Source organism: Pseudoalteromonas sp. MSK9-3, assembly GCF_003590335.1.
Classification (GTDB): Bacteria; Pseudomonadota; Gammaproteobacteria; order Enterobacterales; family Alteromonadaceae; genus Pseudoalteromonas.
In genome coordinates this window covers 61,332-81,096 of the sequence record NZ_MIET01000022.1, presented here as the reverse complement: position 1 = coordinate 81,096, position 19,765 = coordinate 61,332, and the positions used below count along the sequence as shown (strand labels likewise).

Here is a 19,765-nt window from a genome sequence, read left to right as displayed (position 1 = left end):
ATTGTACTGTACTGCATTTTCTAAGCTGCCTTTGTGGCAGTGATAGCATGATATAGCTAAATTACAATCAATACAATTTTACCATATCACTTGAAAATAATATGTGCTGTACTGCATGGTGTTGATTTTTTGTTTTGTATTAGTTAGGATGGTTAAAAATCGAGCCGCTGAGAGTAATTCATTGTATGGATAAACGTTATGTGATTACCGAGACAGAAACTGAAACGATAACAAAGAGTACCATTAAAACTAAGGAAGTTACATTAAGTGACAAGAAAAATGGTGACGTAGGTATATCAAAACTGCAAGAGGTGGAGCGCTTACTGGGCGTTGGTGAGCGTATAAAAAAGTACTTACTTTCGTTAAAGCAGTTGTTTGTATTTAAGCAAATAGGAAGGAACGATGATTGATGAAGCAATAGATACTTTCTTTCAAGAAAGAAAAGCAGCTTGGCTTAAAAAGAATATAAAGGCGTCATTCTCTGATGATGAAATAAAAGATAAGCATATGGAGTGTGAGACTATTTTTAGTCTACGGGTATGGTTACCCAATGCAGCAAAAAGGGCGGGGCAAATATCGATTTCTACCCACCCTTGTACATTTAGTCACCCAAGTGCAAGGAAGAATAAAAATGGCTACGTCAGCTCAGTTATTGCTAAAAGTGAACGCTGTAACGATGGTTTTTTACGCTCAGGCAATGTGGCTGTGCAGGCTGATGCGTTAGGAAATGCAGCAGCTCTTGATGTATATAAGTTTTTAACGATTGTTACTGGAAATGGGCAAACGTTACTTCAACACTTAGAGCAAGATAGTAATTTAGCAAAAAATCTGTTTAGAAGTACGGCGATGAATGAACCTTCAGATTATGAAGTATTAAAAGAAGGTTTTCTAGCAATGATAGCACCGAGCGAAGAGGTTGTAACTAGTTCAAAAATAAAGCAAGTTTACTTTCCAATAACAGATGAAAGCAAGCATACTCAACCTTACCATCAACTTTCACTATTGACGGCTTCAGGTATTGTTTTTGAATTACGAAAGCGCTTGGATAACATGCGCTTTGGTGATGAGGTTAAGCAGGCGAGAGAGCAACGTAAAGCGAATCAAGTTCATCAATCACATCAAGAAATCATCGACTTGACAACTATTGGTTATGGAGGAACTAAGCCCCAAAATATCAGTGTGTTAAATAACCAGTATGGGGGGAGAGCACATTTATTGATGAGTATGCCACCAAAATTGAAAAGCAGAGACCTCCATTTTCCGACGAGTGATTTTTTCTCTCAAACGGTGCGTTATTCACAGTGCACAAAGCAGTTTCAAGCGCTTCATAAGCTGTACCTTTTACCAAATGAATATCATAACAATATGCACACCCGCTCAGAACGTGATGAATTGTACCAAGAGGTAATTGATCATGTTATTGAGCAAATGTTCACGATAAGAAGTGTTTCTATTGAACAGTTTAATAAGCTTACTTCGGCGTTGCCAGCAGCGCAAAGAATTTGGCTTTGCCATGACAAAGCAACGGAACGATTAACAACCGATAATTGGTTGGAAGCAATATGCAACTCAATTGTCAGTTTTTTATTTTATGGCTATGAACGTACGTTGGGTAAAAAAGCGATTAAATTCGGTGATGGTGAATACCTCAAAATACAAGAAATAGTGTTAAAAAATAAGGAGATTTTACGTTGATTGGAGAAGTTAAAAAATTACTGATCATCCCTCATGTGCATATACATAATGCGAACGCATTATCGAGCCCTTTTACAATTGGCTTTCCTGCAATGACTGCGTGGTTGGGTGCTGTACATGCGCTGCAGCGAAAGTTAAATGTAAAAAATATTCCTGTTAAGTTTAACGCGGTTGGTGTTGTTAGTCATGACATTGATTTGCAAACTTATAAAGGCGATAACGATTTTGTCCACTCGATTATAGGCACTGCAAACCCCTTAGATAAGACTGGAGCACGTTCAGCATTTATTGAAGAAGCGCGTTGTCACTTGGATGTTAGCCTACTGATTGAGTTTGAGAATATAAGTGTTGACGAACGAGAGCAGCTAATAACCGAGATGACACACTTGCTTCACGCAAAAATGAAAATTGCGGGGGGGGATATAAAGGACTTTCAGCCGCCATTTTGTTTAAATGCTACCGAAGGTAATGATGAGGAACTACAACGCGTACAACGCAGTTTAATGCCAGGTTTTGTGTTAATTGAACGCAGGGAATTAATGATGGCTGCGATGGAAGGTGGGCAGGATGCGTTAACCGCTTTAACTGAGTACCTAACGATTCATCATAGCTGTGAAGTCGACGGAAATGGTAACGTTACGTGGAAAAAACACCGAAAATTAGCTGATGAAAAGTCTGCAGGCTGGATTGTACCTATAGCTACAGGGTTTTATGGTATTAGTGCGCAAGCAGAGGCTAAAAACCAGAGGGATCCTGACACGCCGCACCGTTTTGCTGAAAGCTTAGTCACTTTAGGCGAATTTAAAATGCCGCATCGGATACATTTTGTTGAGCAAATGCTATGGCGCTACCATACCCAAGAGGATTACTACTTATGTCTGCAAAAGCACTTTATTGAAGCTGAGGGCCCAGATCTAAGCGAAGCAACAATTGAATCAGAATTTTAATCATTTACAGAAAGGATTATCACCATGGCTAAAAAAGAAAATATAGCATCAGTATTAGCGTTTGAAAAAAAATTGGTTACTAGTGACGGGTATATGTATGGCACTGCGTGGAATAAGCGTAATGAAGTACAGGCATTGAATTTAACTCCAAAGTCTGTCAGAGGTACAATTTCTAACCGTTTAAAAGCAGCTATTAAAGGCGACCCCGCGAAGTTGAATGCCGAAGTTGAAAAACCTAACTTGCAGAAGGTGGACGCGTGTGCTTTGTTGCCTGAGCAAGATACACTTAATTTAAAATTTACTATAAAAGTTTTGGGTGGTATTACTGAACCTGCTGCGTGCAACAATGTACAGTTTAAACAAAGTTATCGCAATGCCGCATTAGGGTATATTGAACAGCATAAATTTACTGAATTAGCACATCGATATGCGACCAATATTGCAAATGCTCGATTCTTATGGCGTAACCGAGTGGGTGCTGAAAATATTGAAGTTGTTGTATCTGCAAGAAATAAGTATGTAGAAAAAAAATGGACATTTGATGCAAAACAATTTAGCACCAAACATTTTGACCACAATGATGAAAAAGTAGCTGAACTAGCAAGTCATATAGCAGAGGCGCTAGGTAGTGAAGACGATTTTTTACTGCTTGATATTGATTGCTTTGCGCAAATAGGAAGAGCGCAAGAGGTGTACCCAAGTGAAGAGTTAATCCTTGATAAGGGGAAGGGTGAAAAAAGCAAGGAGTTATATGATGTAAAAGGCATTGCAGCAATGCACTCCCAAAAACTGGGCAATGCGTTGCGTACCATTGATACTTGGTACCCTGATTTTTCTGATCCAGATAGCAGCGCGGGTCCCATTGCGATGGAACCTTATGGTGCCGTAACGAATTTAGGAAGAGCCTATAGAACACCAGCAGCTAAACAAGACTTTTATACTTTCTTTGATGCATGGGCACGAGGTGAAAAGTTGCAATCAATTGAGCAAGAGCATTATGTTATGGCTATTTTAGTGCGTGGTGGTGTATTTGGTGAAAGTGATAAGTAAGGAGGAAAGATGAAATATTACCTCGATATTACTTTATTGCCAGATGCTGAAACTAACCTTGGTTTTTTGTGGCACAAGGTTTATCAACAAATACATATCATGCTGGTTGAACATAAAATCAGTGATAAAGATTCTGAGATTGCTTTGTCATTTCCAAAATACCGCCATTTAGGCTCATCAGATAAAGGTAGTAAAGTATTTCCATTAGGAAATAAGCTGAGAATGTTCGCACAAACATATGAGAAATTAGATGGCCTAAAGATAGCCCAGTGGTTAAATCGTTTAGATGATTATGTACATATCAAGGCTATAAAAGAAGTACCTAATGATGTAAAAGAGTATGCCTACTTTAAGCGTAAGAACTTTAAGTCACCGGCAAAATTAATAAAAGAAATAGATTCGCGAGCAGCAAAAATTGCCGCGAAGAATGGTTTTGATTTGGTAAAAGTTAAAGAGCGTTTAATGGAATCTATAACAAAGCTTGAAGAGCGTTCAACTTTACCTTATATCAACTTACGCAGTCTTTCATCTGATAAATTACTCAGTGCAGAAGATCGAAAAAAGTTTTTGTTGTTTATTGAATGCGAAATTGTCACACAACCACTTAATCAAATAGGCTTATTTACATGTCATGGCTTAAGCCGACGTTCTGAAGAGGATCAATCGGCAGTGCCTTGGTTTGAAGGGTAATAATATCCTTTAAAACCCCTTTATTTTTCGCTCTTTAAAAAGTAACTATAAAACAGTGAGTTACAATTAGTCGTTTTTTATATGGTTAAAAGGGCATTTTAGCCGTAACGACTTGTTGTAACTTATTTTTATGATGATAGTCTATTGTTCACTGCCGCACAGGCAGCTTAGAAAAGCTTGAAAAAGACATATACAGTGTATTGTATGTTCACTGCCGCACAGGCAGCTTAGAAAGCACCAGGCATTGAAAGCAACCAATCATGGGCGTTCACTGCCGCACAGGCAGCTTAGAAAATTAAATGGGTGACTGAAAACTTAACAAAGAAGTTCACTGCCGCACAGGCAGCTTAGAAACTGACCAACTAAACCACCCAGATACGCATCCTGTTCACTGCCGCACAGGCAGCTTAGAAAACCAGTTTGACCACCCAAGACGCCAGCGCCTTGTTCACTGCCGCACAGGCAGCTTAGAAATGCAATTTTTGCTTAGCCCATGCTTGTCCTGCGTTCACTGCCGCACAGGCAGCTTAGAAAACTAGCGCACGCATGATGTCAGCGAGTACACCGTTCACTGCCGCACAGGCAGCTTAGAAACAGCGCTGGGCGATAGTGTTTACGAGTACAACGTTCACTGCCGCACAGGCAGCTTAGAAACACAATCAGCCGGTGAGCTTGAAGCGTTACGAGTTCACTGCCGCACAGGCAGCTTAGAAAAATAGCGCTGCAGTGACTCGCTACACCAACGAGTTCACTGCCGCACAGGCAGCTTAGAAATTGACTGATTGCGTTAGCGAGTTTTGTTTCATGTTCACTGCCGCACAGGCAGCTTAGAAAAAGCTGTATATCATTGTTTGTATCGCCACCGAGTTCATTGCCGCACAGGCAGCTTAGAAACAGTTGTTCATTTAAAACTCTGCTCGCTTGCTGTTCACTGCCGCACAGGCAGCTTAGAAATCTCTGAATGTCTGCTCAACCGCGACATCATCGTTCACTGCCGCACAGGCAGCTTAGAAAATACCCGACAGCACATTACCCAGCCCAACCAAGTTCACTGCCGCACAGGCAGCTTAGAAAGTATTGCGCTGCAAGTTCTGCGTTTAGCCCTGGTTCACTGCCACACAGGCAGCTTAGAAAAAACCAGTACAACTCACGCTGCTTTGCTTTTTGTTCACTGCCACACAGGCAGCTTAGAAAGGCGCAAGCTCTTTTGCTTTTTCTATCAGCTTGTTCACTGCCACACAGGCAGCTTAGAAAACTGCCATTTGTCACATAACCGTTGTTATCGCGTTCACTGCCGCATAGGCAGCTTAGGTGATGAGTGACCGAAACGTAGTTTCGCAGCACGAAGAAGTGAGGTCATAGATGACCGATGTAACCCAGCTCCAAGGATGGATTTAAAACGCTGAGGTTAGTTTTATTTATTCACTGCCGCATAGGCTTTGGTAGTTGTTTTATGGACCCTGAAACAAGTTCAGGGAGACAAAAGGTGGTTATGTTAAGCACTGTCGTAAAGGTAGTTTGATGTGTTTGGGTAAGGTGCAATGAGTTAAAGGGGTAAATACCCTATAAAAACCTTTTATTTTTCGCTCTTTAAAAAGTAACTATAAAACAGTAAGTTACAATTGGTCGTTTTTTATATGGTTAAAATGGTATTTTAGCCGTAACGACTTGTTGTAACTTATTTTTATGATGATAGTCTATTGTCCACTGCCGCACAGGCAGCTTAGAAACGACAGAGCTATCAGGCAATAAATTCGGTGGTGTCCACTGCCGCACAGGCAGCTTAGAAATCGGCTTCGAGCTTCAATTAAAAGTGATATCGGTCCACTGCCGCACAGGCAGCTTAGAAAGCTAGGCATAGGTTTAGATGGGAGTTATACCCGTCCACTGCCGCACAGGCAGCTTAGAAAAGTGATGCGCTGGATCGATTTTCCCCAATAGCGTCCACTGCCGCACAGGCAGCTTAGAAATAGTGCTGGTTTATCGCCGTAACCCGTAACTAGTCCACTGCCGCACAGGCAGCTTAGAAAACATCAAAAGACTGTCTGAATAGTGCATCTCAAGTCCACTGCCGCACAGGCAGCTTAGAAAAATCGAGCGCCGATACTTTTTCAGCAATCAAAGTCCACTGCCGCACAGGCAGCTTAGAAAAACAAGTTAGTCAATGGGGCGGAGGCGGTGCCGTCCACTGCCGCACAGGCAGCTTAGAAAATCACGACACACTTTAAATTCATGCCAATCTGGTCCACTGCCGCACAGGCAGCTTAGAAACAAAGTTAAGGGCGCTGTTCACTGTGTCCCCGGTCCACTGCCGCACAGGCAGCTTAGAAAACAGACACGAATGGTAAAAAGAATACTAAAGCGTCCACTGCCGCACAGGCAGCTTAGAAAACCTAATGAAATAAGCGCCGCTTTTTGCTCGTGTCCACTGCCGCACAGGCAGCTTAGAAATTGATTTAACTAAAGGACCAACCGCGATGAATGTCCACTGCCGCACAGGCAGCTTAGAAATGTTTCATAGTCGATTTCATGTTCTATGTGACGTCCACTGCCGCACAGGCAGCTTAGAAATGTTCCTGATATTTACGAAACGGACGATGATTGTTCACTGCCGCACAGGCAGCTTAGAAACATTTAGACGGCTTTTGCTTTTCACCACAGCAACTTCACTGCCACGCAGGCAGCTTAGAAAAATTCCAAATTGCACAGCGCGAAGAAGTGAGGTCATGGATGACCGATGAAACCCAGCTCCAAGGATGGATTATTTACACTTTAGAGGCTTTTTTTTGGACCCTGAAACAAGTTCAGGGAGACGAAGGGGGGTTGCGTTGTATATGTGCGCGGCATGAAGCTTTTCCAACGAGTGAGGTCCTACACAGTTCGTCTTTCTGACGCAGGTCAGAATCCATGGTTTTAAGGTGCTTGCCTACATCGTATAGTTTAATTCATGCAGTGACCGATGTAACCCAGCTTCATGGACGGATTATTTACGCTGTAGTTGATGTTTTGTGGACCCTGAATCAAGTTTAGGGAGACGAGAGTGTGGCGTATTTTTATGGACCCTGAAACCAGTTCAGGGAGGCGAAGGGTGTGGCGTATTTTTATGGACCCTGAAACGAGTTCAGGGAGACAAAGGGGGGTTGCGTTGTGGCGCGCGGCATAGAGCCCCGCCAACGGGCTAAGTACCTGCATCCATGCAGGCAACGACCGATGTAACCCAGCTTCATGGATGTATTATTTACGCTGTAGTTGCTGTTTTATGGACCCTGAAACAAGTTCAGGGAGACAAAAGGTGGTTGCTTTGTGTATGTGCCCGGCATGAAGCTTTGCCAATGAGTGAGGTACCACACAACTCGTCTTTCTGACGTAGGTCAGAATCCATGGTTTTAAGGAGCTTGCCTACATCGTATAGTTTAATTCATGCAACGACCGATGTAACCTAGCTTCAAGGAGGGATTATTTAGGCTGTAGTTGATGTTTTGTGGACCCTGAATCAAGTTTAGGGAGACGAGAGTGTGGCGTATTTTTTGGACCCTGAAACCAGTTCAGGGAGACGAGGGTGTGGCGTATTTTTTTGACCCTGAAACCAGTTCAGGGAGACGAAGGGTGGTTATGTTAGCGTACTGTCGTGAACGTTAGCTCTTATTATGCGCGGCATAAAGCCCCGCCAACGGGCTTAGGGCACACAACAGGTCTTTCTGACGCAGCTCAGAATCCATGGTTTTATTGAATTATTATTCTGGTATGCGTTTTGCTTACATTTAACACAGGTTATTAACAATGGATGTGTAAAATGAAAATCGCTAACCAAGCTTATGATTATGCTCAATATCAAGTTAAATCACCAGTGGCATCTGATGCGCAAAAAAGCGGAAAGAGTGCGCCGCTTGAGGCGACAGCAGCGGAAAAAGTGGGCCAGCAAGAGTATGACTTTTCTAATATGACACTGAAAGAGTTGTCTTCTGCGTCACACGCTTTGTATGAAGACGGAACGTTGTCTTTAGGTCAGCATGCGGCGTTGTCTCTGAATTATGGTGCAACAAAAAATGGCTTAAATCAGGCAAGTGGTGAGGTGTCTTTGGCGCAGCTACAATCGGCAGAGAATACCAAGGTTGATGTGATCGCACTGCAAAAAGAGCGTTTGCAAACCCAGATGCAAAATGGCGCGTCGAGCACGCAAATACAATTTTCAAAAACACTGATAAATACTTTAGAGAGCTATCAATATGGTGGTGGTGGTCGCTTTCATGCAAGCGCTTAGCATGCAGCGACCTGAGGTGTTTATAGCTTTGCAAGCTGATTTTTTTTACTTGGCCGGCCCATTTCTACGTATTAGCGAATGAATAGACGGTCATCTTCTAAATTATTTGGAAAGTTTATTGACCGAGCACTGGCTGTTGCATTGCCTGATGTGAAGTTTGTAAGTGCATACTTCCATATTACCAAGTAGCCAACCACTAAATTACCTGAGGTAACGGGTTGTGTGTTTACAATAGACAGCGGTGAGCCATTAATTTTTGCGAGACGAGATGAGGGGTTAGCATAGCCAACTTCTCGGGTGAGTATATAGAGTTCATTGCCACCATGATTTTGAGTGGTAGAGAACGCGGTTTCTGTTACAAACTCCCATTGTGGGTAATTTGTTGAAATCGCGCCTCGGATCTCAAATGAACTGAGTGGTGCAGCCGGTGCCAAAGTACCTACTTGGCCTGACTCTGCGATAAAAGTTTGGTAGCTTTGGTGCGTGTCGATGATCTCTTGAGCTAATTGTTCTTTGTATTGTTGGAATTCCCAATTTTTTAATGTGCTATCTAATAGTTCTGAACTGTGTGCTGTGACAGACATACCTGCAAAAATTGCGGCGATCCCAAGTTTTTTAACCTTACTCATGTTTACGTCCTTTGTGTTGTAATTAAAATGTAACATACATGTTGAATTTGTAGCTGCCAAATGGTTTGTGTGATTTTTAAACGCTTATTGTCTAGGGTCGTAGGCGGGTATTTTTTAAGTTTATGAAAACTCATTCTTTTATTTATTTCAGTCTCGGAGGGTATAATCCTAAAGTATAAGCGCTGAATTGGCCGGTACGTATGTTCCCGGCCGTAAGTCAGCGTTAATTTTTGATGTTGACCACATGCTTGCTCTGGTTACTTCTGATGAGTAAACGCTGTCATTTTTGATCGTTATGCCGTTTCACCGCAATAAGGCGCTGTGGATTGCACGTTACGCTTTTTTATTTTAGTGACGACAGCTGCGGATTTAGTTGGCTCCGTATGGTGCTTTTTCCCCGTGTTTTTTACGCTTTGTGCGGGGGGGCTATTTTCGGTGTCGGTTACTGAGTCGGGAGTGCAACGGTGCTGTTGAGAATACATAAAAAACCAAATGTGTCTTCGTCTTTGTGTCATTCTTTTCATTGTGCAAACCCTTTGCATGATCTGTTTTATTGAGCATTTACAGCGCTTTTTATAAGCACGGTGAACACGCCATTTAACGCTTAATTAAATAGCATATAAGTGCACAGCCGTCACAGTATTTTGTATGAATTATTTTCTATCAAATGATGTAGCCAGCTTATGATGCTGGCTTTTGTAATAGAGTGTCTGTGGGTAACGTGACTTCGACTAAGGTACCTCGATTAAGCTCACTAAAACATTTTATAGTGCCGTTAAAGTGTTGGTGCACAATGTTGTAGGCAATACTTAGGCCAAGGCCAATTGCCCCATTCTCTATGGATGTAGTGAAAAAGGGATCAAATATTTTGTCGATGCGCTCGGGCGAAATGCCTTGGCCATTGTCTTGGCAGCGAATAATAAGGCGTTGGTCACTAATGTAGTAACTTAAGCGTATTTCTTTATTTGATTGACTTTTAAAGGCGTGTTGTAGCGCGTTATTGATCAAAATCAACAGCACTTGGTTTAACGAATTGGTATTTGCGTATATTACTTGCGGTGTTTGTGTGTCTAAACACAGTGTCACATTTTGTGACTTAGCCTGCGTTGCTGCGACCGCAATGACTTGGTTACACAGTTCAGGTAGGTTGATATGTGAAACCTGTGTGTCGTTGCTGCTGGCGGCAACTTGTTTAAATTGTTGGATCAACTCTGCGGTTTTATGCAAATTAGGGGTCATTAACGCATGGGCTTGCTGATAGCGGTCGATAAACCCTTCTAACGTCTGGCGCTTTAATTGATTGTTGTTAAAGTCATCTTCGAGGGCTTTAAAGCTCTCATCTAGCGTTGAAAGTGCTGTCATAGAAATACCCAATGGGGTATTTACCTGATGTGCCACACCCGCCACAAGGTGTCCAAGGCTGGCCATTTTTTCTTGCATCACGAGTTTTTCTTGGGTGGCTTTGAGTTGGTCAACACTGACCTTTAACTGGTCGTGTACTTCTATTAAGTTCTGATGAGATTTGGCATTTGCCAAGGCAATGGCTGCGTATGAAGCGAGTGTTTCAAGTATGGTAATGTCATTTTTAGAATAACTGTTTTCTCTGAAACTTTGCATTCCTATTACCCCAATTACTTGTTTTTGTATGCTCATGGGTACATAAATCATCGACACTGCTTGCGCGCCTGTTTGGCCGTTACTTAAGGTATGTTTGGCAGAATCTGGATTTGGGTGATACAAGTCGAATTGCTGATCATAGTTGCTAATTAAAATACTTTGGTTTTTTATGGCGCAATGCACGGCAAGCTGCCCACGATTATCCAATGAGCGTTTGTAGGTATCAAAACGTACCCCTTGCTCTGTAGCAAATTCAAATATTAGGTGCTCGCGGTCTGAGTCTATTAAGCCTATGCCAAAGGTGTCGGCACAGGCAATGCCTGCCATATGCTCATATATATCGTGAAATACTTCATCCAGCGTTAGGTGACTGGTAAATTGGCGACCAATCTTATTGATTGCGGCTAATTCTTGGGTACGTTGCCCGACTAACGTTTCTAGATATTTGGCTCGGGCCTTAACAATATCAATGCGCCATTTAAATAATGCGCTTATCAATAAAATAATACTCAATGCGACGAGCAGCTTGAACCATTGTGTTTGCCAAAATGCAGGCATCACGCGAATAGGCAGTGTTAATGGTGCAATGTTACCACTGACAACATTGTACTTGGCGCGCACTTCTAACTGGTAACGACCAGGGGTTAAATTGGTAAAGCTTATCCAACGGCTGTTCTCATCCAGTGTTTGCCACTCGGTGTCTAATCCATCGAGCCTATATTCGTAGGTAATGTGTTTTGCATATACCAAATCAATGGCGGCAATTTGCGCACTAAAAGCACGGCCGTTCGACTCAAGTATAGGCACGGTATTGGTGGGTACAGTCACCGTTTTGCCTCCTTGCAACCATTTACGGATCACAATTTTACTGTTATGAACGGGCGCTTCGTAGCCATTAGGCTCAACAACCAGCACGCCTCGGGTACCACCAAATAACATGGTGTTGTTATGGCTTTGTGCGAAAGACCCTAGCCAGGCAGTTCCGATATCTGCGCCTTCATCAGCACCATATTGATGCAGTTTGCGCTTATCAAACTCTAATATGGTTGCGCCACTCCACAGACGGCCGCTTTTGTCTACTAACGCGTTACCGCCGGGTTTGGCAGCCCCTAAATTCATGGTGTGCTGACGGTCTAAAAATTGCGGGGTATCGGCATTGGCGTCGAGTATTTCATCAAATCCTGTGGAGGTGATCACGTATAACCCGTCTTTTTTATTGGTGATCATACCCAGTACATAGTTATTACTAATATTGCTATTGTGTGCGCTGAATTGCTCAAACAACGTGGCTGAGGGTTTTAGCCTAAATAAGCCTAGGTGGCAGGCAACCCACAAGTTACCAAATTTGTCTTCGTATAAATTGGTGATGCTGTCGAGTAGGGGTTGGTTGTCGGGTTTGTTAATAAAATCACAGCGGGTGAGGTCTGCATCAATCACACAGGCACCTCGGTTGGCCCCTACCGCAATACGACCATCGCGCATAGCAAGTAAGCGAAACAGCGACACCGATTGTAGCCCTTCAATGTTTTGGGCAACCGCTACGTTGTTGGGGATATCAAGCTGCATGAGGCCTTGTGCATGGGTACCCGCCCATACTCTGCCGTTGCTGTCTTGCGTGAGCGAAATAACACTGGTGAGTTCTTCACCTGTGCTGGTATGAGAAATATGGGCAATTTTTCCTTTGCTTGGGTCAAATACATCTATGCCGCCATTTTTACTGCCAAATACCCAATGGCCGTTATCGAGTGTGGCCACCGCACGAATATTGCCATTGCTCAGCCCTATATCAGTCATTAGCGAGTGACGAATATGCGCAAAGTGGCCGGTGCTATTTAAATCTAACCGTTGTAGGCCTCCTCCCCAGCTACCCACCCATAATGAGTTATCTGGTCCTTTTATTATTTTACCTAAATCGTTAAAAGTTAGGCTGGAAATATTGGAAGGGTCGTGTACAAATTGGCGTAAAAAGGTCTGTGAATCTGCGTCAAATAACCAAATACCTTTGCCGTAATTTGACGCCCAAATAGTGCCGTCATCAGCCAGTACGGCATTTCTAAAATAAGATTTTTGGGCTGCTGGTGGAATATTTTTTGGAGCGATAACGCGTGTTTTTCCATCCCAGATCCACATGCCGCGATGTGTGCTTATCCAATAGTTACCTTGCTTATCTGCAATAATGTCTCTGACATTTAGGTGGGCGACGGCCTCTATGGGCTGGGCGATGTTGTTTTTAATCTCAACAATACCGTAAGTACCTGAAATCCAGATCACGTTAGGGCTTGGCTCAAAAATACTGTAAGTAACGCCTTTTAGGTTGTGTGGTAACGGATACTGTTGGCTGGTTTTCCCTGTGGGATCGAGCTTATTAACGCCTTTATCGTGGCCAACCCACACCGCTTGTTGCGAATCAACAAATACACTGCGCAATGAATCGCTGGAGAGTTTTGCGGGTAAGGTGGTGGTGTTGATACGGGTTATTTTACCATTTTTGGGATTTAAACTGGCGAGTCCGTTACTGCGCGTTGCAAGCCAAATTAAGCCACTGTGTTGTTCGGCAATGCTAAAAATATACATGCCCGGCAGGCTGTTAAGGTCGTCTTTTTTATGTTTGTAGCGGCTAAAATGGTAGCCGTCGTATTCAACTAAGCCGCTTTGTGTAGTGAGCCACAGCACGCCATTTTGACTCACTAACCCCGAGGTGACTACGCCATTTATGATTTGTTCTTCGTCGTCGATATTTTGAAATACAGGTTGGCTAAAGGGGTAATGTACCAAGGGGCTGGCAGAGGCATAGCCAAGTACGCCGACGGCCAGAGTGAACCTGAGCATCGCTGTTAGAACAATATTTACATAGCGGCTTTTCATCCATGCAAAAGAGCGAATATGCACTGGTTTTCTCTTCATAGTTGGTACCCTGTTAGGGATGATCAAAGTATAAGCTATCAGTGTCAAATGCCAATTGTTGCATCATTACAAATTGTATAAAGCAAATGAGGGGGAATTATGAAGGCTCACCTACTTATTGCTGCTTTTATCATAGTGACATTTGTCACGGTACGTTTATGACATATGCAACAGGTGCCCCGTTACGCAATTCGGTAAAGTCCATCCTATCAGCAGCAAACAACTAATAACTAATAGGATTTATTATGAATACTTTTACTCGTTTAACGACCGCAATGATCACTTTATCTAGTATGGCACTTTCAGCACAGGCTGCGCAGCTTAATATTAATTTAAATAATGTCAAAGAAAATCAGGGCACAATTAAGGTTGCTATCTATGATTCAGCCAAAGGTATGAAGCAATATCAAGCATTTGAAGTACTTGAACAAAAAGCAGATGCTGATCAGCTCACTTTTACAGTGATGGATTTAGCGCATGGAGATTACGCGGTGATGGTGTATCAAGATCTCAATGGTGATGGAAAGTTAGGGCGAAACTTAATGGGGATCCCGAACGAACCTTACGGATTTAGCAATAACCCGCGTTTGATGGGCCCGCCTAAATTTGCTCAGTTAGCGGTTAACGTGAGCGACACGCATATCAGTACCAATATTGAACTACGTTAATTTAGTGATTACTGCCCGATAGGAGAAACCTCATGGATCGTCGTCAATTTTTAAATGCTGCTTTATCATCAACGCTTGCCTCAACTGTTGCAGCAACAGCAATGGGTTTTAGCCCATCAAGTGTGGCATCTTCGGTTTTATCTAATAAAGGGCAGCGGTCATTAAGTCCCTATGCAAAAAAGTTCAATGACAAACTCAGTGAACATAGTCGTTTGAGATGTTATGAGGGGGTCAAAAATGATATTCCTGCGCATTTTCAAGCCTGGCACGGCAAGCTTCCAAAGCAGCTAATAGGGCATGACTTATATCGAAATGGGCCGGCGCTGCGCGCTCGGGGCAATGAGCGATATCAGCACTTTTTTGATGGTGATGGGATGGTTAATCACTTTGGGCTATCGCAGCAGGGCATGACACACAAGGGCAAATTTGTCCGTACGCAAAAATTTATGGAAGAGCATGCCGCCAATCAGTTTTTATATTCAGGGACTGGTACACGCTTTGAAAACGTGGCATTACCAACCAGCGCGCAAAGTGTAAGCCAAGCAAATACGGCGTTACTGCCCATTCAGGGCGAATTATGGGCTATGTGGGAAGCGGCATCGCCATATCGGGTTGATCGTTCGTCACTCGATACGCTCGGGCAAGTTAAGTTTAATGATGCCCTTGACGGCGTGCCTTTTTCTGCGCATCCCCATCATGATAAAGACGGCAGTATTTGGAACTTTGGTAACATTTCTTATTCTGGCAAGCCCACAATGGTGCTGTATCACTTACATGCGAATGGTGCGCTACGCGAGTTTAAATTGATTGAGCTATCGCAAAGTAGCTATATTCATGATTTTGCTATTACTGATAAATATTTGGTGTTTTATTTGTCACCTTTGGTTTTGGACCGGTTATCGGATGTGTATGTTGAGTCTTTTAAATGGCAGCCACATCTAGGCGGTGAGTTACTGGTGATTGATAAAAATACATTGACGGCGTCGCACCGTATTCCTTTTGAGGCAGGGTTTATCTTTCATTTTGGCAACAGCTGGCAGCAAGGTAATAACTTGGTATTAAACACCTGTTGGTATGACGATGCGTATGTCTATCATACTGGCATGGCCGATTTAATCGCAGAGAAGCAAAGCAATAAAAAAGCCAATGCCAGTCAAATCATCATTGATTTAACGACGCAGCGTGCGAAATTAGTGCGCACGTCACGTGATATGGAATTTCCAATGTTTGATGCACGTTATGCACAGCAAAAAAGTGAGTGGCAAACGGGAGTCACAACGGGGTCACAAGGGGCGCGCTCGCAGTTTAATGCGGTAGGACGGTACAATCAGGATAAAGATATATTTGAGCGGTTTGATTTTGGCCTTGATGTGATGGTTGAAGAGCCATTGTTTATTGCCAAAGACAATGCCACGCGTGAAGGTCAGGGGTATTTAATAAATAGCTATATTGACTTTGTAAAAGGGTCTACTGGTGTGGCTGTCTTTGACGCAGAACGTATTCCTGAAGGGCCAATTGCGTACGCAAATTTACCATATCATTTACCTTTGGGCTTACATGGGACATTTATTTAATGCACTTGGGTGAGTGATATCATCATTCAGCTTTATGAGTGTGCGGGTTGTTATCGGCGGATTATGAATCACGGAGTGTGCTTGTAAAGCTGGTGTAATACACGCCGTTTAAGTGCCCTTGGTTATGCGGTCGGCATGTATCCAGTGTTACTTTATTGGTTTTTTTCGGGTCTTTTCGCTTTATTTTTACCTGCATTTTTAGCTTGGTACATTGCTAAATCAGCAACCCGAATTAAGTCTTGAGCAGAATTGGCATCGTCAGGGTAGACGGCTATGCCGATGCTCGCGGTTACATGGGCGCTTTTGTTGTCTGTACTGTAGCTGAAGTCTACTTTTTGCAAGATGCGATTTGCTATCTCTAAATAGTCACTGTCGTGCGTGATAGGTGTAAGCACAACGACAAATTCATCGCCTCCTAGGCGAGCCACTAAATCACTCGCTCTGATGCTTTCTTGTAGTTTTTGCGCCGTTTTTATTAGTAGAGCGTCTCCTTCTGTATGACCTAAGCTGTCATTAACGGTTTTAAAGCCATCTAGGTCAATAAAAAGTAGGGCCAGTTTATTGTGTTTTAGAGCGCATTGCTTAACCATTTCAGATAAATGCCGGGTTCCATATTGCCGAGACGGTAAACCGGTTAATGGGTCGTGGTTGGCTAGGTACATTAATTGCTTTTGAAATTTGTCTCGCTCGATGGCATTTTTTTTAAAAATATTGAGCGCTTTTGCCATATAGCCCACTTCATCTTGGCGTTCAGATACACCAATATTTACCGCAAGGTTATTATCGGCCAACTGATTCATAATGTGGGTCATATTGACTATGGGACGAGCGATGTTGGCAGATAACAAATACCCAAATAAAAGGATCACACTGATCACAATACTTGTGCTAATAAATAAAAAGTAATTCATGTTATAAATTGGCTGCATGATCTCATGCTCGTCGACTTCTGCTGCAATCATCCATCTTAGCTGTGCAAAGTTAAATGGCGCGTATGCAGAGTAAACAGAGATGCCTCTGTAATCTGTAATAATATGAACACCGGAGTGACCTGCCAGCGCCATGTCAACTGAGGGGGTATCAACGCGGGTTTTTAAGATACTTTCACCGGTAAAAAAGCGAGAATCACTGCGCATTAGTTTATCTGGACCAACAATATACGTTTCGCCAGATTTACCCATCCCGGCGGTCACTTGCATCACGGTATTTAGCGGTGAGATGGGCATTTGTAAAATGAGCACACCAATAACCACATCATCTGCGTCTGTTATTTGAGTACCAATAAACCCTGCAGGCTCGTTGTTACTGGGCGGGTATAATTGAAAGTCTTCAAAGATGACTTTACTCGGTTGGGTGGTGTTCATGATAGCCATAAATGTACTGGCTAAATGCGTGTGGGCCCATGCTCCCGTCAAAATGTTAGTGGCAAAGTCAGATTCTTTTGCAACGGTATACACTAAGTTCCCTTTAGTATCGAAAAGAAACAAGTCGTGATAGTGATTTAGGGTCGTCAGGTTAAGAAAGGTGGGGTGATATTGTGCGTGGACCTGATCATAATGAGTATCGTTTTTGGCCTGTAAAAAAGCACTTTTTTGCCCATCGGCATATGGGTTTTGCTCAACATAGGCGCTTTGCAATTGCTCTGTTGGTGAATTTCCCAACTCAGTCCATGCTATAGAAAAGGCGGAAAGTGCATTTCTGATTGCGGGGCTTTGTGCATGGAAAAGCACGTCGTTGCTTATGTCATAAAAGTAGTGATGCAAGGTGGCTTTGCGCGACTCTAGTAATGAAAATAGTTTATCTTGCGCGGCTGTTTTTAGTTCGTCAGAGGTATTTGTATAGGCGATAATCCCTGTCACCAGTGCAGATAAAAGCGCAAAGCTGATCATGACAAAAGGGAGCTTTTTAGTGATGTTTAAATTTTCTAGCACTTAAGCCTCATACAGTGATTCTGTTTATAATTACATTAGCACCCTAGTTAAAATAGTGCGTAGATTTTTATGTTTTTGATACGCTGAGAATCTCGTCAGGTAGCGCTTAATGTCAGTATGCCGTTAGCATGGCCCTGTAGAGGGGGCGCGTAAATGATTGACCTGTTGTCGGATGAACATGTTAAACGGTGTTTAGTCACTTTATGCATTAAGCATTGTAATATGCCTATGGAGCAAGGGTCTTGGGCATGTAAAGGGGCTTTACATGCCTGCTGACTTTAAACGCACTTTTACTTAACGTACCTTGCGCGTGATTGACTTATTTTTTCGAGACCTTGCCATGATGCGCCTGATAATAGGCATCAACAACCTCTGGGCTGATATTATTGTTGCGGTGGTGAGCAACAATTCGGTTATACACAATTTTTTCTGATTTTAAGAACTCAATAAACTCTTTTTCAACATCTGCCATATGGGTTGGTAGCGTATTATCGAAGGGGATCTCTAAAAAGTCTCCCTGATAAATAATTTGGCTATCGATAAAATAGGCAAAGCTTTGGCCATGAGCATGGGAGTTTTTTGGTAAATAATATTTTACCCCATCCAGTGTTTGTCCATGTGTTAGTGTTTTAAAACGCCAATTCGCCGCATATTGACTGAACTTTGGATACGCTTTAATCGCAGCAATACTGTGCGAGTCAACGACAAGGGTTATACCGCGCTCACCATAGGCTGCTAATCCGCCCATATGATCACTATGTCCGTGTGTTATATATACTTGCGAAATAGGTTTTTGAGGAAGCTTTTTTTGTATTAGCGCGATCACTTGTTCAGAGACGTCACGCGAACTGGGCGCCCCAAATACCGTCAAGCCTTCTGGGTTTTCTTGCACAAGGACGTGGCGATTACCAGCAACGTAATTGATTAAATATATTTTTGGGGCAATTTGAGCCCATTGTAAGTTTTTTTCTTGATCGTCTATGAATGGTCCATAACCTTGTGGCACTTCTAATAGTTCAGGGTGTATGTGTGTAATAGGCGCGACCCGAGTAACGTGAACGGTTTCTTGTAAAGTGGTGTTATTAAAATGCTGTACCGCGCTTGCAAAGGTAAAGTTATGGCTGTGTTGGGGGGTGCTAAATACGGTTGAACTAGCAGAGTTTTTATAACTGATAGAAGACAAATTAATGGGGTTCAGTGTAAAACGATAGGTAATTTGTTCTTCTTCATCATCACGCTGAGTTAACTCGACCCAGTTATTAGCATGGTTAAACTGTGCTGTTTTCTCGGTGTCATCATGCAAAAAGGCATAGGCGGCCAAAAAGTCGATTTCTATGCTCATATCTTCTTTTAAGTCTTGCAAAGAGTAGTCGATAAAGCGCAATTGCTTTCCTTTGGTGAAGCCATTCACGTCGTACAAAATCGTTTTTCCTTGTTGGTGGACGATTTTTTCATCGAAGATGTAGTTACCAGGAAAAACGTGTTGATCATGAAAGAAGAACTGCTGTTTTGTGGTGTCTAATTGCATGTCATAGCGGCTATGGATGGTAAAAGGGGTACGAAAGTCGTTACTTTGAAAGCGCGTTTCACTTTGACTGGTATAGCTTATAGCGAGCTTATCGAGATTTTGTGCAAATGCATAATGGTGTTTGAGTTTACTAATGACGGTATGGGCGTCAGATGCATGAACAGTAAAAGCGGTAGCACACAGGCTCATGTAAAAATAAGCATTCAGGGTTTTCAAATCGTATCCTTGGGGTTTGACTGTTTCATTTAGATGTACAAAGGGTAGCGTGGAG

Annotated in this window: 13 protein-coding genes and 2 CRISPR repeat arrays; of the genes, 8 read left to right on the top strand and 5 right to left on the bottom strand. The window is 42.7% G+C overall.

The genetic code is table 11. The features are described 5' to 3' along the window. The first annotated feature begins 185 nt into the window (after nucleotides 1–185). The 6 genes from BGP78_RS07555 to BGP78_RS07530 all read left to right on the top strand — a co-directional run bounded on the left by BGP78_RS07555 (nucleotide 186) and on the right by BGP78_RS07530 (nucleotide 8,643). Entirely contained in the window at nucleotides 186–410 is a 225-nt protein-coding gene (locus BGP78_RS07555; protein ID WP_119860828.1) for a hypothetical protein, read from the top strand. Then, nucleotides 403–1,695, top strand: a complete 1,293-nt coding sequence (gene csy1 / locus BGP78_RS07550; RefSeq protein WP_119860827.1) for a type I-F CRISPR-associated protein Csy1 — start codon at nucleotides 403–405, stop codon at nucleotides 1,693–1,695. The genes BGP78_RS07555 and csy1 overlap by 8 nt, the downstream gene beginning before the upstream one ends. Then, nucleotides 1,692–2,642, top strand: a complete 951-nt coding sequence (gene csy2, locus BGP78_RS07545) for a type I-F CRISPR-associated protein Csy2 (protein ID WP_119860826.1) — start codon at nucleotides 1,692–1,694, stop codon at nucleotides 2,640–2,642. The genes csy1 and csy2 overlap by 4 nt, the downstream gene beginning before the upstream one ends. 24 nt (nucleotides 2,643–2,666) lie before the next feature. Then, nucleotides 2,667–3,692 (top strand): type I-F CRISPR-associated protein Csy3, encoded by a 1,026-nt coding sequence (gene csy3 / locus BGP78_RS07540; RefSeq protein ID WP_119860825.1) that lies wholly within the window; start codon nucleotides 2,667–2,669, stop codon nucleotides 3,690–3,692. Between the two features lie 9 nt (nucleotides 3,693–3,701). Beyond that, complete coding sequence (gene cas6f, locus BGP78_RS07535; RefSeq protein WP_119860824.1) at nucleotides 3,702–4,382, top strand: type I-F CRISPR-associated endoribonuclease Cas6/Csy4; 681 nt, start codon at nucleotides 3,702–3,704, stop codon at nucleotides 4,380–4,382. Nucleotides 4,383–4,528: 146 nt separating this feature from the next. Then, nucleotides 4,529–5,696: direct repeats of the CRISPR family, unit length 28 nt; unit sequence GTTCACTGCCGCACAGGCAGCTTAGAAA. Between the two features lie 387 nt (nucleotides 5,697–6,083). Continuing rightward, nucleotides 6,084–7,074: direct repeats of the CRISPR family, unit length 28 nt; unit sequence GTTCACTGCCGCACAGGCAGCTTAGAAA. 1,101 nt (nucleotides 7,075–8,175) lie between these two features. Beyond that, nucleotides 8,176–8,643 carry a hypothetical protein gene (locus BGP78_RS07530; RefSeq protein WP_119860823.1) on the top strand — a complete coding sequence of 156 codons (468 nt, stop codon included), beginning with the start codon at nucleotides 8,176–8,178 and terminating at the stop codon, nucleotides 8,641–8,643. A gap of 71 nt (nucleotides 8,644–8,714) precedes the next feature. Here BGP78_RS07530 and BGP78_RS07525 read toward each other — a convergent pair whose 3' ends face one another. The 3 genes from BGP78_RS07525 to BGP78_RS07520 all read right to left on the bottom strand — a co-directional run bounded on the left by BGP78_RS07525 (nucleotide 8,715) and on the right by BGP78_RS07520 (nucleotide 13,793). Beyond that, entirely contained in the window at nucleotides 8,715–9,272 is a 558-nt protein-coding gene (locus BGP78_RS07525; protein ID WP_182912244.1) for a DUF4879 domain-containing protein, read from the bottom strand. Between the two features lie 293 nt (nucleotides 9,273–9,565). After that, a complete protein-coding gene (locus BGP78_RS22540; protein ID WP_147386068.1) occupies nucleotides 9,566–9,796 on the bottom strand; it encodes a hypothetical protein in 231 nt (76 codons plus the stop codon). 157 nt (nucleotides 9,797–9,953) lie between these two features. Continuing rightward, nucleotides 9,954–13,793 carry an ATP-binding protein gene (locus tag BGP78_RS07520; protein ID WP_119860821.1) on the bottom strand — a complete coding sequence of 1,280 codons (3,840 nt, stop codon included), beginning with the start codon at nucleotides 13,791–13,793 and terminating at the stop codon, nucleotides 9,954–9,956. Between the two features lie 245 nt (nucleotides 13,794–14,038). On the opposite strand from BGP78_RS07520, the gene BGP78_RS07515 reads away from it, so the two are divergent. Beyond that, a complete protein-coding gene (locus BGP78_RS07515; RefSeq protein WP_119860820.1) occupies nucleotides 14,039–14,461 on the top strand; it encodes a DUF2141 domain-containing protein in 423 nt (140 codons plus the stop codon). Between the two features lie 32 nt (nucleotides 14,462–14,493). Beyond that, a complete protein-coding gene (locus BGP78_RS07510; protein WP_119860819.1) occupies nucleotides 14,494–16,035 on the top strand; it encodes a carotenoid oxygenase family protein in 1,542 nt (513 codons plus the stop codon). A 152-nt stretch (nucleotides 16,036–16,187) separates the two neighbouring features. On the opposite strand, the gene BGP78_RS07505 is transcribed toward BGP78_RS07510, so the two are convergent. Further along, nucleotides 16,188–17,966, bottom strand: coding sequence for a sensor domain-containing diguanylate cyclase (locus BGP78_RS07505; protein ID WP_119860818.1), 1,779 nt, complete (start codon nucleotides 17,964–17,966; stop codon nucleotides 16,188–16,190). 319 nt (nucleotides 17,967–18,285) lie between these two features. Then, complete coding sequence (locus tag BGP78_RS07500) at nucleotides 18,286–19,710, bottom strand: MBL fold metallo-hydrolase (RefSeq protein WP_182912243.1); 1,425 nt, start codon at nucleotides 19,708–19,710, stop codon at nucleotides 18,286–18,288. Between the last annotated feature and the right edge of the window lie 55 nt (nucleotides 19,711–19,765).